This is a genomic window from Amycolatopsis sp. GM8 (assembly GCF_021653975.1).
Lineage (GTDB): Bacteria > Actinomycetota > Actinomycetes > Mycobacteriales > Pseudonocardiaceae > Amycolatopsis_E.
This window is the reverse complement of record NZ_JAJKFK010000007.1, coordinates 351,201-363,105: the sequence shown is the minus strand read 5'-3', so window position 1 is coordinate 363,105 and position 11,905 is coordinate 351,201. Positions and strand designations below refer to the sequence as shown.

Below are 11,905 nucleotides of genomic sequence, written 5' to 3'. Positions count from 1 at the left end.
GCACTCATGAGCGACCTCGAAATCGAGCGGGACGGCGGCGTGGCCGTGCTGACGATCAACCGGGCGGAGCAGCGCAACACGGTGGGTGGCAGCCTGCTCGCCGATTTCCTTGGTGCGGCACAGGAACTCGACAACGACGACTCGGTGCGGGCAGTCATCACGACCGCGACCGGACCGATGTGGTGCGCGTCGGCGGAGTTCGGCAACCTCGGCGAGCACGCGGATCGGTCGGCCGACGAGATGCTCGCTGATCCCGCCTTCGCGGGCGAGAAAGGGCTGCGGGTGTTCTCTCCCGGCACCCGCCGGTTCGACCGGCTCGGGCTCGGCCGGTGGGTGCTTGCCTTCCTGCAGCTGGAAAAGCCCATGATCGCCGCCATCAACGGATCGGCGGCGGCCGCGGGACTGTCGATCGCGCTGCTGCACGACATGAGGTTCGCCGCCGAGACCGCGCGGTTCCGGTCCGGTTTCATCAGCCTCGGGGCCGGTCCGGAGCTGGGCCTCAGCATCACGTTGCCGAACGTGGTGGGCCTGGCCGCGGCGACCGACCTGCTGCTCAGCGATCGCAAGGTCACCGCCGACGAGGCGCTGAAGATCGGTCTGGTGCACCGTGTCCTGCCCGCGGACGAGGTGCTGCCTGCCGCGCTCGAATACGCCCAGCGGCTCGCCGCCCTGCCGCCCGCTGGTGTCCGCGCGACCGTGCGGGCGCTGCGGGCGGTCGCGCACCGCTCGCTCGCCGAGCAACTCCAGTTGGAATGGGATAACCAGCGTATTACCCTGGGAAGCCCCGATTTCAAGGCTGCCGTGGAAGCCGCGGTGGCGCGCGCGAACACCCAGCCGCAGTCGAAAAGGCCCAGTCCGCAGTAGCCCAGGTCGTCCCGCAACGAGGCGGGACCTCATGAAGAGGCATCGGTCATGAATGACTCCAGCGTCCCAGTTTCCCACGCCGGCCTGCGCACCATACCGAGCCGGCCGTCCCGGCGCCTCAGCGCCACGGTGATCGATTTCCTGGCCGAACAGGCCGCCGCCCAACCGGATCGGCAGTACCTGCGGTGCGGCGACGACCGTCGCACGTTCGCCGAACTGGCGGCGGGCGCGGACGCCGTGGCGGCTGGGCTTGCCGAACTTGGTGTCCAGCCTGGAGATCGGGTCGCCCTGCTGGTCCCCAACCGAGTCGAGACGGTCGAGGCGTTCTTCGGTTGTGCCCGGCTCGGCGCGGTCGTCGTCCCGCTCAACACCTTCCTGAAGCACGATTTCCTGCAGTACCAGATCGACGACAGCGGTGCGGAGGTCGTCATCGTCGACGCGGAGGGGCTGGAGACGCTGCTGCCGATCCTGGGGCGGCTGCCCGGGGTGCGCGTCGTCGTCACGGTCGACGACGGCGCGCGGGCCGATGTGGGGGAGCGGCGGGTGGTGGACTTCTCGGTCGTGCGCGGGGCGCGGCGGACCGAGCCGCTTCCGGCGCCGCCCACGCCGCATGACGTCGGCGCGCTTCTGTACACCTCGGGAACGACCGGAATGCCGAAGGGATGCATTGCCCCGCACGGATATCTCGTCCATGTCGGGGAGACTTTCGCGATCGAGCTGATGGGGAATCTACGTTCGGACGACGTCGTGTACTCGACGATGCCGCTGTACCACCTCGCCGGCCTGGCGTGTGGCCTGCTCGCGCCGCTCATCGCGGGGATACCGGTCTTTCTCGACGCCCGGTTCTCGGCGTCGGGTTTCGTGCAGCGACTGATCGATTCGGGCGCGACGGTCACCATGGGGACCGGGGCGATGGCCAACGCCATCCTGGCCACCCCGGCCGGCCCGGCGGATCGCGCCCACCGACTCCGCCAAGGCTCTTACGCCCCACTCGAACCCGCCAAGCAACACGAGTTCACGGCGCGGTTCGGCGCCGAGGTGGGCGGACTCGGTTATGGCCAGACCGAATGTTTCAACATCGGCGTCGCGCTGCCGCCCGGCGCCGTGGAGGACGCGTCCGGTCTGCACCAGGGACCGAAGGAAATGACCCCGCCGTGGACCGAAGTGCGTATCGTCGACGCCGACGACATCGAACTGCCGCCCGGTAAAGTCGGTCAGATCGTGGTGCGCCCGAACTGCCCCAACGTCATGTTCAGCGGTTATTGGAACAAGCCGCACGACACGATCGAGACATTCCGCAATCAGTGGCATCACACGGGCGATCTCGGCGTCATCGACGACAATGGGTACCTGACCTTCTGCGGGCGAACGATGGACGTTTTGCGCCGTCGCGGCGAAAACCTGTCCGCGTACGAACTGGAGCTGGCCATCGTCCGGCACCCGGCCATCGCCGACGTGGCCGTGCACGCGGTGCCGTCACCGATCGGCGAGGACGACGTGAAAGCGTGGATCGTCCTCGGCGACGGTTCCCGGCTGGAACCCGCGGAACTGTTCCAGTTCTTCAAGGAGCGCCTCCCTTATTTCGGGATTCCGCGCTATGTGGAATTCGTCGACGAGGTGCCGCGCAACCATTCGGGAAAGGCGCTGAAGAAACAACTCCGCGAGCGCCCGGTCAACGGCCCCGAGACCTACGACTTCGAAGCCCTCGGTCTCGTCGTCAGCGTGGCCGACCGTCGCGGCGCGACTGCCGCTGTTCAGCCGAATTAGGTCACAGTCTCACGCGGGACCACGGCGGCCTGGCGAGCGACCGTGGCCGGGTAGAGCGTGCGTACCAGCAGCAGCGCCAATCCGCCGCCCACTACCTGTGCGGTGATGAACAGGGGAGCCGACGCCGGGGCGATCCCGGCGAAGCTGTCGCTGAACATCCGGCCGACGGTGATGGCGGGATTGGCGAAGCTGGTGGAACTGGTGAACCAGTACGCCGCCCCGATATAGGCCCCGACCGCGGCCGGGGCTTTGTCGGCGCGGCCGGAGCGGGTCAACGAGAAGATCACCAGGACCAGGCCGACGGTGGCGACCACTTCGGACAGTCCATGTGCGACTGTGGCCCGGTGCGTGGTACTGATGCTGACCGCGGTGGTGGAGAACATCAGGTTCGCCAGCACAGCGCCGCTGACACAGCCGGCGACCTGCACCGGCAGATAAGCCAGCGCGTGCCGCCACGGGAGGCCGCCGAGCGCTGCGTCCACAAACGACACGACCGGATTGAAGTGGGCACCGCTGACCGGGCCGAAGATCAGGATGATCGCGAACAGGCCGGCCGCCGTCGCTGCCGCGTTCTCCATCAGCTGCAGCCCGGTGTCGCCGGGTGAGAGCCGCTGCGCGGCGATTCCGGACCCGATCACCAGCGCGGCCAACAGCAGGCTGCCCAGATACTCTGCCGCCAGCTTGCGGGACAACGGGTGCACCATCAACGCTCCCCTCACGCGACAGCGCGCACGCCGAGGTCGGCGAGTAGCGCCCGGACCCGGCGTTCGATCTCGTCCCGGATCGGGCGGACGTCCGCCACGCTCTTGCCGGCCGGGTCGTCCAGTTCCCAGTCCAGGTACCGTTTGCCGGGGAACACCGGGCAGGAATCCCCACAGCCCATCGTGATCACGACATCGGCCGCCCGGACGATCTCGTCGGTCCACGGCTTCGGGAACTCGCCGGTGATGTCGATGCCGCGCTCGGCCATCGCGCTCACCGCGGACGGGTTGATCTCGTGGCCGGGTTCGGAGCCGCCGGACCAGGCCACCGCCTGGCCGCCGGCCAGCTGCCGGAAGAACCCGAGTGCCATCTGGGAACGCCCGGCGTTGTGCACGCACAGGAACAGCACCGCCGGTTCGCCTTCGTGCGAGGACTCAGTGTCCGTCATGGTGTTCTCCGGGGAGGTGGACGGCGGGCGCCAAGCGGTCGATCCGGTCGGCGAGGTCGGTGAATGCCCGTTCGAAGGCGTCGTCGGTGTCGGCGCGGGCGGGATCGGGCACCGACCAGTGCAGCCGGTCACCGGACCCGAGTTCCTCGTGGGCGTTGTCGCACACCGCGACCACGAGATCACCGTCGTGCACGACCTCGTCGACCCGCGCTGTGCGCGCCCGCGCCAGCGACAGGCCGCGGGTACGCGCGACAACCACCGCGCGGGGATGCACGCGGGCGGCCGGGTGAGTGCCCGCCGAGGCCACCGGCACCGGGCTCTGGCGCGCCCAGAGCGCGGCGGCCAACTGGGACCGGGCCGAATTGTGCGTGCACACGAACACCACCCGCGGCGCGGTCCACAATCCGACCGGCATCAGGCCGGTCAGGGACCGGGGGCGCAGGCGCAGATACGTCCGCCGGTGATCGCCTTCGGAGCGGGACCGTTCGATCAGACCGGCCTGTTCCAGCAGCTTCAGGTGATGGGCCAGCAGGTTGCTGGGCAGGCCCAGCTCGCGGCCGAGCTCGGTGGGCGACGCGTCGCCCAGCACGAGCCGGTCCACGATCGCCAACCGGGCAGGCTCACCCAGGGCGGCGTGCACCGCGGCCCGCTCCCGCACCGACGAAGACCACTCAGCATTCATTGACTCAATGATAGTTGAGCGGTGTGCGTTACCTCAAGCGGGAACCCGGGCGAGCGCTGTCACGATCTCGTCGACCTTGGTCTTGGCGTCGCCGAAGAGCATCTGGGTGTTTTCCCGGAAGAACAACGGGTTCTGCACGCCCGCGTACCCGGCGGCCATCGACCGTTTGAACACGATGACGTTGGCGGCTTCCCACACCCGCAGCACCGGCATGCCGGCGATCGGGCTGCTGGGGTCCTCCGACGCGGCCGGGTTCACGGTGTCGTTCGCCCCGATCACCAGTACGACGTCGGTACTGGCGAGGTCGTCGTTGATCTCGTCCATTTCCAGCACGATGTCGTACGGCACCTTCGCCTCGGCCAGCAGCACGTTCATGTGACCGGGCAGGCGTCCCGCGACCGGGTGGATGCCGAAGCGGACGTCGATCCCGCGCTCACGCAGGCTCCGGGTCAGCTCCGCGACCGGGTACTGCGCCTGTGCGACCGCCATGCCGTAGCCGGGGGTGATCACCACCGAGGACGCGCCGGCGAGCAGATCGGCGGCGTTTTCCGCGGAGATTTCCCGGTGTTCGCCGTAATCGGTGTCGTCCTGGGCCTTCGCCTCGATGCCGAAGCCGCCCGCGATGACCGAGATGAACGAGCGGTTCATCGCCTTGCACATGATGTACGACAGGTAAGCACCGGAGGAACCGACGAGCGCGCCGGTGACGATCAGGACGTCCATGTTGAGCAGGAAGCCCGACGCGGCGGCCGCCCAGCCGGAATAGCTGTTGAGCATCGAGACGACGACCGGCATGTCCCCGCCGCCGATGGAGGCGACCAGGTGCCAGCCCAAAGCCAGCGCCAGCACGGTGACCGCGATCAGCAGCCACAGCGCGGGGGAGATGACGAACCACACCGTCAGCGCCACGAACAGCGCGAGTGCCCCGAGGTTGAGAATGTTCTTGCCCGGCAACATCAATGGCGCCGACTTGATCCGTGCCGAGAGCTTCAGGTTGGCGACGATCGAGCCGGTGAAGGTGACCCCGCCGATGAAGATGCCGATGAACACCTCGGCGTGGTGGATCCCGAGCAGGCTACCGGTGAACTCGGCGGATGAGCCGCCTTCGACTTCGAGATAGCCGTTCCAGCCGACCAGCACGGCGGCCAGCCCGACGAACGAGTGCAGCAGCGCGATCAGCTGCGGCATGCCGGTCATTTCCACGACCCGGGCGCGCCACAGTCCGATGCCGCCACCCGCGGCGACGGCGACGATCAGCAGCACGATCCCGATCCCAGGCCCCTGCCCCGACGGCGGGGCGGCCACCAGCCCGATGGTCGCCGCCAGCGCGATGACCATGCCGGCGATGCCGTAGGCGAGGCCTTGCCGCGCTGTCTCGTGTTTGGACAGTCCGGCGAGGCTCAGGATGAACAGCAAGGAGGCGACCAGATACGCCGCGGTCGCGATGGCGGTGGTGGACACTGTCCTGTCTCCTGTCAGCTCTTGCGGAACATGGACAGCATCCGGCGCGTCACGGCGAAACCGCCGATGACGTTGATGCTGGCGAGCAGGATGGCCACGGTCGAGAGGCTCCGGATCGCGCTGTCGGCCATGCCGACCTGCAGGATCGCACCGACGACGATGACCCCGGAAATGGCGTTGGTGACCGACATCAGCGGCGTGTGCAGCGCGTGGTGCACGTTCCCGATCACGTAGTAGCCGATCACCACGGCCAGCGTGAGCACCGTGAAATGCTGCGGCAACGGGGCCGGCGCGAACGCGTTGATCAGGAACAACGCCGCCGCGCCCAAGCCGACCAAGCTGAACTTGGCCGTCGCTGAAAGCGCTTTCTTCTCTTCCTTCGGCTTCACCTCGACGGTTTTGGTCGCGGCGGGCGCGGCCGAGACCTGCACCGGCGGTGGCGGCCACAGTAGTTCGCCCGCGCGCGCGACGGTCAGGTTGCGCTGCACCACGTCCTCGAAGTCGAGCGTGAGCTGACCGTTCTTTTCCGGCGTCAGCAGCTTGAGGAGGTTGACCACGTTGGTGCCGTACAACTGCGAGGACTGTGCCGGCAAGCGGCCCGGCAGATCGGTGTACCCGATGATCGTGACCCCGTTGGCGGTGGTCACGACCTCGTCCGCGACGGTCCCGGCGACGTTGCCGCCCATCGCGGCGGCCATGTCCACGATGACCGAACCGGGCTTCATCACGGCGACGTCGTCCGCGGTCAGCAGCCGGGGCGCCGGGCGGCCCGGGATCAGCGCGGTGGTGATGACGATGTCGACGTCGGCGGCCTGCTCCCGGTAGATCTCCGCGGCCCGCTTGTCGTAATCCTCCGAGGTGGCCTTCGCGTAGCCGTCCGTGGACGCTTCCTGCGCCACGTCAACGGCTAGGTACTCCCCGCCCAGCGACTTGACCTGATCGGCCACCTCCGGACGCGGGTCGGTGGCCCGCACGATCGCCCCCAGCGACGACGCGGCGCCGATCGCGGCCAGCCCGGCCACCCCGGCGCCGGCGACCAGCACCTTCGCCGGCGGCACCTTCCCGGCCGCGGTCACCTGCCCGGTGAAGAACCGGCCGAAGCGGTGCGCGGCCTCGATCACGGCGCGGTACCCGGCGATATTGGCCATGCTGGAGAGCACGTCGAGCGACTGCGCCCGGGAAATCCGGGGCACGGCGTCCATCGCGAGCGCGGTCACGCCGCTTTCCGCCAGCGCGGCGAGCAGCTCCGGATTCTGGGCGGGGGCGAGGAGACTGACGATCGTGGTGTCCGGCTTGAGCCGGCCGACCTCTTCGATGGCGGGTCCGTTGACGCGAAGCACCACGTCGGCGGTCCACGCGTCGTCCGGCGCGCCGATGGCGGCCCCGGCCTCGGTATACGCCTCGTCGGAGAAGCTGGCGGCGGCGCCGGCTCCCGCCTCGACGGTGACGTCGTAGCCGAGGCGGATGAGCTGACCCACCGTCGCCGGCGTCGCGGCGACCCGGGTTTCTCCTGGTTTGGTTTCGCGTGTCACTCCGATGCGCACCTGGACCGAACCTCTTTCATAGAGGAGCCCAGGTCAGCCCAGGCCTCCGCAGTAACTATCTTGTGAAACGCCGGCATCACCTGTCCGATTCCACATCATGCCGCAGTCGCCGGCGGCGGCGGGTGGCGTACGTCACGACTCGATGATCGCGACGGCCCGGGTCCAGCCCGCGGAAGCGGCGTGCACCTTGACCGGGAAACAGGCGATCTGGAAGCCCTGGTCGGGAAGTTGTTCCAGGTCGTGCAGCTTCTCGAGGTGGCAGTAGCCGATCTCGCGGCCGGCCCGGTGGCCTTCCCAGATGATCGAAGGGTCGCCCTCGGCCGCGTAGCGTTTGGCGGTGTGCACGAACGGCGGGTCCCAGCTCCACCCGTCGGTGCCGGTGAGGCGGACACCGCGTTCGAGGAGGTAGAGGGTCGCCTCACGGCCCACACCGCAGCCGGAGGACACGTAGTCGTCCTCGCCGTAGCGGGCACCGGCGGCGGTGTTGACGACGACGATCTCCAGCGGGGAAAGCTCGTGACCGATGCGGTCGAGTTCGGCTTGGACGTCGGCGGCGGTCACGACATAGCCGTCGGGGAAGTGCCGGAAATCGAGTTTGACCGCCGGCTGCAGGCACCATTCCAGCGGTACCTCGTCGATGGTGATCGCCCGTGCGCCGCCGTCCATTGTGGCCGAGTAGTGATACGGCGCGTCGAGATGCGTGCCGTTGTGAGTGGTGAGGCGGACCCATTCGTGCGCCCAGCCTTCACCGTCCGGCAGGTCGTCGACGGTGGCGCCGGGGAAGAACGCCAGCAGGTCCGCGGCAGTCTGTGCGTGGGTGTAGTACTCGATCTCCGGGCGGAGCCCCGGCGGGTCGGACGCGATCCCGGCCCGCAGTGGCACGGAAATGTCCACGAGCTTGCGCATCGGCTTCTTCTTTCTTCTCAACGAATGGGCGAACTGTTCAGAATCCCGATGACAGTGGGATGACGTCTATTCCTGGTACGACGATTTGCCGGGTCTCACCGAGTCCTTGCCCGCGCAAGGTGACGACGTCGCCGGGCCGGAGCCAGCGCGCGAAGTCCGCCATGTCAGGGGTATCGACGTGTTCGAGCAGGCAACCGCCGGGGACGGTGCCGGAGCCGATCACGTCACCCGGTGCGAGATCGGTGCCACGCGAGACGAAAGCCGCGAGTTCGCCAAAGGTCCAGTCCATTTGGTCGAGGCTCCCGCGAGTGAGCTCCTCGCCGTTGACCGTGGCGGACAGTTCGATGGCGAGCCGCCCGTCCCGGCGGTGGTCCTCGAGTTCGTCGACGGTGACCAGCGCCGGGCCGAGCGTGATCGCGCTGTCCTTGCTCTTGCCCATCCCGATGCCCAGAGCCAGATCGCGGACCTGGTGGTCGCGTGCGGTCCAGTCGTTGAAGAGGGTGTAGCCGACGATGTGCCGTTCCGCGGTGGCGGGAGACAGGTCGCTCCCGCCACGCCCGATCACCGCGCCGATCTCCAGTTCGAGGTCGAACATGCGGCTGCCCGGCGCGACCGGAACGTCGTCGTGCGGGCCGACGACGGACCCGGCGTTGGTGAAGTAGAACGCCGGGATCTCCGACCAGACCGGGTGCAGCTGCTCGGAGCGGCCGAGCGCGCGGTAGCAGCCGCGCAAGTGGTCGAGGAAACACAGCCCGTCCCGCACCGACGGTGGACGGGGGAGTGGCGCGAGCAGCCGGACTTCGTCGAGCGGCCGCACCTCTTCCGGAGCGAGGCGGGCGGAATCGCCCGCCTCGGCGAGGGTGTCGTCACCGGCCTCGACAAGCGACAACAGGCTGACTCCGGCCCGGAGTCCTCGGACCGTCTCCCCGTCGAGGATTCCGGTGCGCCGGCCGGCGCCGGACTCGTAGGTCACCCATTTCATCGGTTCTTCACCGCCCGCACGGCCTGTTCGTGGAACTCCCGTGCCATCGGTTCGACCGCGGCCCAGGCACCCGGCGGTGTTCCGGGGAGCGCACGGCCCGCGTCGCGTACCCGGCCGAGGATGCGCTCCGCGGCGGCGTCGGCATCGGCGGTGATCGTGGTCAGGTCCGTCGCGGTCAGCACACCGTCGCGCTTGACCACCTGTCCGTTGACGAACACGGTCCGCACATCCGCGGCCGTGGTCTGGAAAACGAGCGTCGCGTACGGGTCGACCCTGGGGTGCTGCTCGATCGCGGGGCCGCCCACCAGCATCAGGTCGGCGCGCTTGCCGGGTGTCAGCGAGCCGATCCGGTCACCGAGCCCGAGCGCGTCGGCGGCATTGACGGTGCTCCAGCCCAGCGCCTCACGCGCGGTGACCCGGACGGTGTCCGGCATCGCTCCGGCGAAATTGACGGGGTCCGCGGCATCCGCGCGGGCGCACGCGAGACCGAACCGCAGCTGGTGCCACAGATCGCCGCTGTTGAGCGAAATCACGTCGGCGGACAGGGTCGGGGCGAGCCCGTGCCGGCGGCAGCGTTCGAAGACCGGGCGGCCGAATCCCATGTTCATCTCGGTCTCGACCGAGATGGACACCTTGGCGCCGCTGCGGGCGAGGGCATCCCATTCGGCGTCGCCGAACGTCGTGCAGTGCACGTGGACCATGTCCGGTCCGAGCAGGCCGAGCGCGTCCAGTTCGGTGATCCCGGTGCAGAGGCGGCTGCCGAAGACACATCCGGCGTGGTTGACGAGCAGGGCGTGCCGTTCGCGGGCGGCGTCGAGTTCGGCGACCGAGTGCGCCCAGGGCAGGCCGAACAGTTCCGACAGTGACACCCCGATCGTGAGCAGGCCGTCGGTGGCGAAATAGGTGTCGGCGATGCGGTGGAAGTCCGCGATGCGGGCCGCGTGGTCGCCGAATCGGCTCTGCTCGGGGGAACTTTCGAAGAAGCCGTAGCAGAACGCGGCCCGGATCCCGGCCTCCTGCAGGCCACGCACCGCGGCGTCCGAGTGGTCGGGGGTGTTGTTGCAGTGGGAGAAGTCGAGCAGGGTGGTCACCCCCGAGTTGAGCGCGTCCACGGCTCCGAACAGGTTGCCGAGGCGGACGTCGTCCGGCGTGTAGGCGGGCGAAATGCCAAGGCGGATGCCGAAGTAGTAGTCGCCGAGCGTCCAGTCGCCGCAGATCCCGCGCACCAGGGACTGCCACGTGTGGCGATGCGTGTCGATCAGGCCCGGCAGGACGAGTTGCCCGGTCGCGTCGATGATCTCGGCGTCGGTCACCGGAAGGGACGCGGCCACGGCGGTGATGGCGCCGTCCTCGATCAGGACGTCCCCGGTGGGAAAGTCCCCGAGCTCGGGATCCATCGTCAGGACTTGGCCGTTACGGATCAGAATGCGATGTGGGCTCATCGTCGACCTCCTCAGCGTCGTTGCTGCGGGAAGCATCGCCCGCACCGGGGCCGCGGTCATGAACCGAATCGGTTGCGATCACAGGGGCCTGTGCGCTTACAATCCGGCGGCGCGGAAAGAGGTGCTGGGACATGGACGTCCGGTCATTGCGCTACGCCCTCACCTTGGCCGAGGAATTGCACTTCGGCCGCGCCGCGCGTGCGCATTTCATCGCGGCCCAGCCGTTCGGCCGCCGGATTCAGGAGCTGGAGCGCGAGCTCGGTACGAGGCTGTTCGAGCGCACCAGCCGCCGGGTGTCCCTCACCGCCGCGGGCGAACGGTTCATGCCGCGGGCCCGCCGCGTGCTGGCACAGCTGGATTCCCTGATGGAGGCGGCCGAGGGTGATCACGTCGAGCCGGTGCTGCGGGTCGGTGTGCTCGGTTTCGGACTCGCCGACCGCTGGGCGGTAACGCGTTCCGTGCTGGCCCGCTACCGTCCGGAGCTGGAACTCGCTTACGTCGAGTTGGACTGGGTGAACCAATACGACGCGGTTCGTACCGGTGAGGTCGACGTCGCGATCGTGCACAACGTCGGCGGGGCCGATGACCTCGTCGTGGAGTCCGTTATGGACACTGGGCGCTATGCGGTCGTCCCGGCGGAATCGGAACTCGCCGACGCCGACCACCTCACCGATGCCGATGTCTTCGATCATCCGTTGATCGCCTTGGTGGGCCAGCCCGGGCTTTCGGACTGGAGTGGCGACGGCCCGCGCGGGAACCGGGTCGGGGTGCGCTCCCCGGCCAACATCCCGATCGCCGTGGCGACCACCGGCTGCCTCAGCCTGCACGGCGAGCCGGCGGCACGCTTCTTCCCGCACCCCGGGGTCCGCTACCTCCCCCTGGACGATGGCCCCCACGCCATCGTGGCCATCGCGTCCCGGAAACGAGAGCGCCGGGACACCGTCGCCGCCTTCCGGAGCGCGGTCCACGCGAGCGCAGCCATGGAGCGGCTCGCAAGTTCGGCGCGCGGAGACAGCTGAGCCGCTCGATCGAGCGGTTACATGCTGGAAACGGAAGAAACCGCCGTCCGTTACGTGTGGTGCTTACCTTTCCCACCTGTACACGACG

General features: G+C 68.7%; 11 protein-coding genes. 3 read left to right on the top strand and 8 right to left on the bottom strand.

Going from position 1 to position 11,905, the window contains the following annotated elements:
- Positions 1 to 6: 6 nt before the first annotated feature.
- Together LOZ83_RS30530 and LOZ83_RS30525 are read left to right on the top strand one after the other, a co-directional pair.
- Complete coding sequence (locus tag LOZ83_RS30530) at positions 7 to 864, top strand: enoyl-CoA hydratase/isomerase family protein (RefSeq protein ID WP_236795200.1); 858 nt, start codon at positions 7 to 9, stop codon at positions 862 to 864.
- Positions 865 to 912: 48 nt separating this feature from the next.
- Positions 913 to 2,631 carry an AMP-binding protein gene (locus LOZ83_RS30525; protein ID WP_236795199.1) on the top strand — a complete coding sequence of 573 codons (1,719 nt, stop codon included), beginning with the start codon at positions 913 to 915 and terminating at the stop codon, positions 2,629 to 2,631.
- Here LOZ83_RS30525 and LOZ83_RS30520 read toward each other — a convergent pair.
- The 8 genes from LOZ83_RS30520 to LOZ83_RS30485 all read right to left on the bottom strand — a co-directional run bounded on the left by LOZ83_RS30520 (position 2,628) and on the right by LOZ83_RS30485 (position 10,798).
- Entirely contained in the window at positions 2,628 to 3,335 is a 708-nt protein-coding gene (locus LOZ83_RS30520) for an MIP/aquaporin family protein (protein ID WP_236795198.1), read from the bottom strand. The two genes, LOZ83_RS30525 and LOZ83_RS30520, sit on opposite strands and share 4 nt — an antisense overlap.
- A gap of 11 nt (positions 3,336 to 3,346) precedes the next feature.
- Positions 3,347 to 3,781, bottom strand: coding sequence for an arsenate reductase ArsC (locus LOZ83_RS30515; RefSeq protein WP_236795197.1), 435 nt, complete (start codon positions 3,779 to 3,781; stop codon positions 3,347 to 3,349).
- Entirely contained in the window at positions 3,768 to 4,463 is a 696-nt protein-coding gene (locus LOZ83_RS30510; protein ID WP_236795196.1) for a helix-turn-helix domain-containing protein, read from the bottom strand. Before LOZ83_RS30510 ends, LOZ83_RS30515 begins: the two co-directional genes overlap by 14 nt.
- A 33-nt stretch (positions 4,464 to 4,496) precedes the next feature.
- Entirely contained in the window at positions 4,497 to 5,924 is a 1,428-nt protein-coding gene (gene pntB, locus LOZ83_RS30505) for a Re/Si-specific NAD(P)(+) transhydrogenase subunit beta (RefSeq protein WP_236795195.1), read from the bottom strand.
- Positions 5,925 to 5,938: 14 nt separating this feature from the next.
- Positions 5,939 to 7,468 carry a Re/Si-specific NAD(P)(+) transhydrogenase subunit alpha gene (locus tag LOZ83_RS30500; protein ID WP_236795194.1) on the bottom strand — a complete coding sequence of 510 codons (1,530 nt, stop codon included), beginning with the start codon at positions 7,466 to 7,468 and terminating at the stop codon, positions 5,939 to 5,941.
- A 132-nt stretch (positions 7,469 to 7,600) separates the two neighbouring features.
- Positions 7,601 to 8,374, bottom strand: coding sequence for a cyclase family protein (locus tag LOZ83_RS30495; protein WP_236795193.1), 774 nt, complete (start codon positions 8,372 to 8,374; stop codon positions 7,601 to 7,603).
- A 37-nt stretch (positions 8,375 to 8,411) separates the two neighbouring features.
- Positions 8,412 to 9,356, bottom strand: coding sequence for a fumarylacetoacetate hydrolase family protein (locus LOZ83_RS30490; RefSeq protein ID WP_236795192.1), 945 nt, complete (start codon positions 9,354 to 9,356; stop codon positions 8,412 to 8,414).
- Positions 9,353 to 10,798, bottom strand: coding sequence for an amidohydrolase family protein (locus LOZ83_RS30485; protein WP_236795191.1), 1,446 nt, complete (start codon positions 10,796 to 10,798; stop codon positions 9,353 to 9,355). The genes LOZ83_RS30490 and LOZ83_RS30485 overlap by 4 nt, the downstream gene beginning before the upstream one ends.
- A 131-nt stretch (positions 10,799 to 10,929) precedes the next feature.
- Here LOZ83_RS30485 and LOZ83_RS30480 point away from each other — a divergent pair, with 131 nt between their 5' ends.
- Positions 10,930 to 11,817, top strand: coding sequence for a LysR family transcriptional regulator (locus LOZ83_RS30480; protein WP_236795190.1), 888 nt, complete (start codon positions 10,930 to 10,932; stop codon positions 11,815 to 11,817).
- Positions 11,818 to 11,905 lie beyond the last annotated feature (88 nt).

Bases quoted from the DNA above. Each gene is read 5' to 3' on its own strand.
- LOZ83_RS30515 (WP_236795197.1), bottom strand. From the start codon at position 3,781: ATGACGGACACTGAGTCCTCGCACGAAGGCGAACCGGCGGTGCTGTTC.
- LOZ83_RS30510 (WP_236795196.1), bottom strand. From the start codon at position 4,463: ATGAATGCTGAGTGGTCTTCGTCGGTGCGGGAGCGGGCCGCGGTGCAC.
- LOZ83_RS30495 (WP_236795193.1), bottom strand. From the start codon at position 8,374: ATGCGCAAGCTCGTGGACATTTCCGTGCCACTGCGGGCCGGGATCGCG.
- LOZ83_RS30520 (WP_236795198.1), bottom strand. From the start codon at position 3,335: ATGGTGCACCCGTTGTCCCGCAAGCTGGCGGCAGAGTATCTGGGCAGC.
- LOZ83_RS30525 (WP_236795199.1), top strand. From the start codon at position 913: ATGAATGACTCCAGCGTCCCAGTTTCCCACGCCGGCCTGCGCACCATA.
- LOZ83_RS30485 (WP_236795191.1), bottom strand. From the start codon at position 10,798: ATGAGCCCACATCGCATTCTGATCCGTAACGGCCAAGTCCTGACGATG.
- LOZ83_RS30530 (WP_236795200.1), top strand. From the start codon at position 7: ATGAGCGACCTCGAAATCGAGCGGGACGGCGGCGTGGCCGTGCTGACG.
- LOZ83_RS30480 (WP_236795190.1), top strand. From the start codon at position 10,930: ATGGACGTCCGGTCATTGCGCTACGCCCTCACCTTGGCCGAGGAATTG.
- LOZ83_RS30490 (WP_236795192.1), bottom strand. From the start codon at position 9,356: ATGAAATGGGTGACCTACGAGTCCGGCGCCGGCCGGCGCACCGGAATC.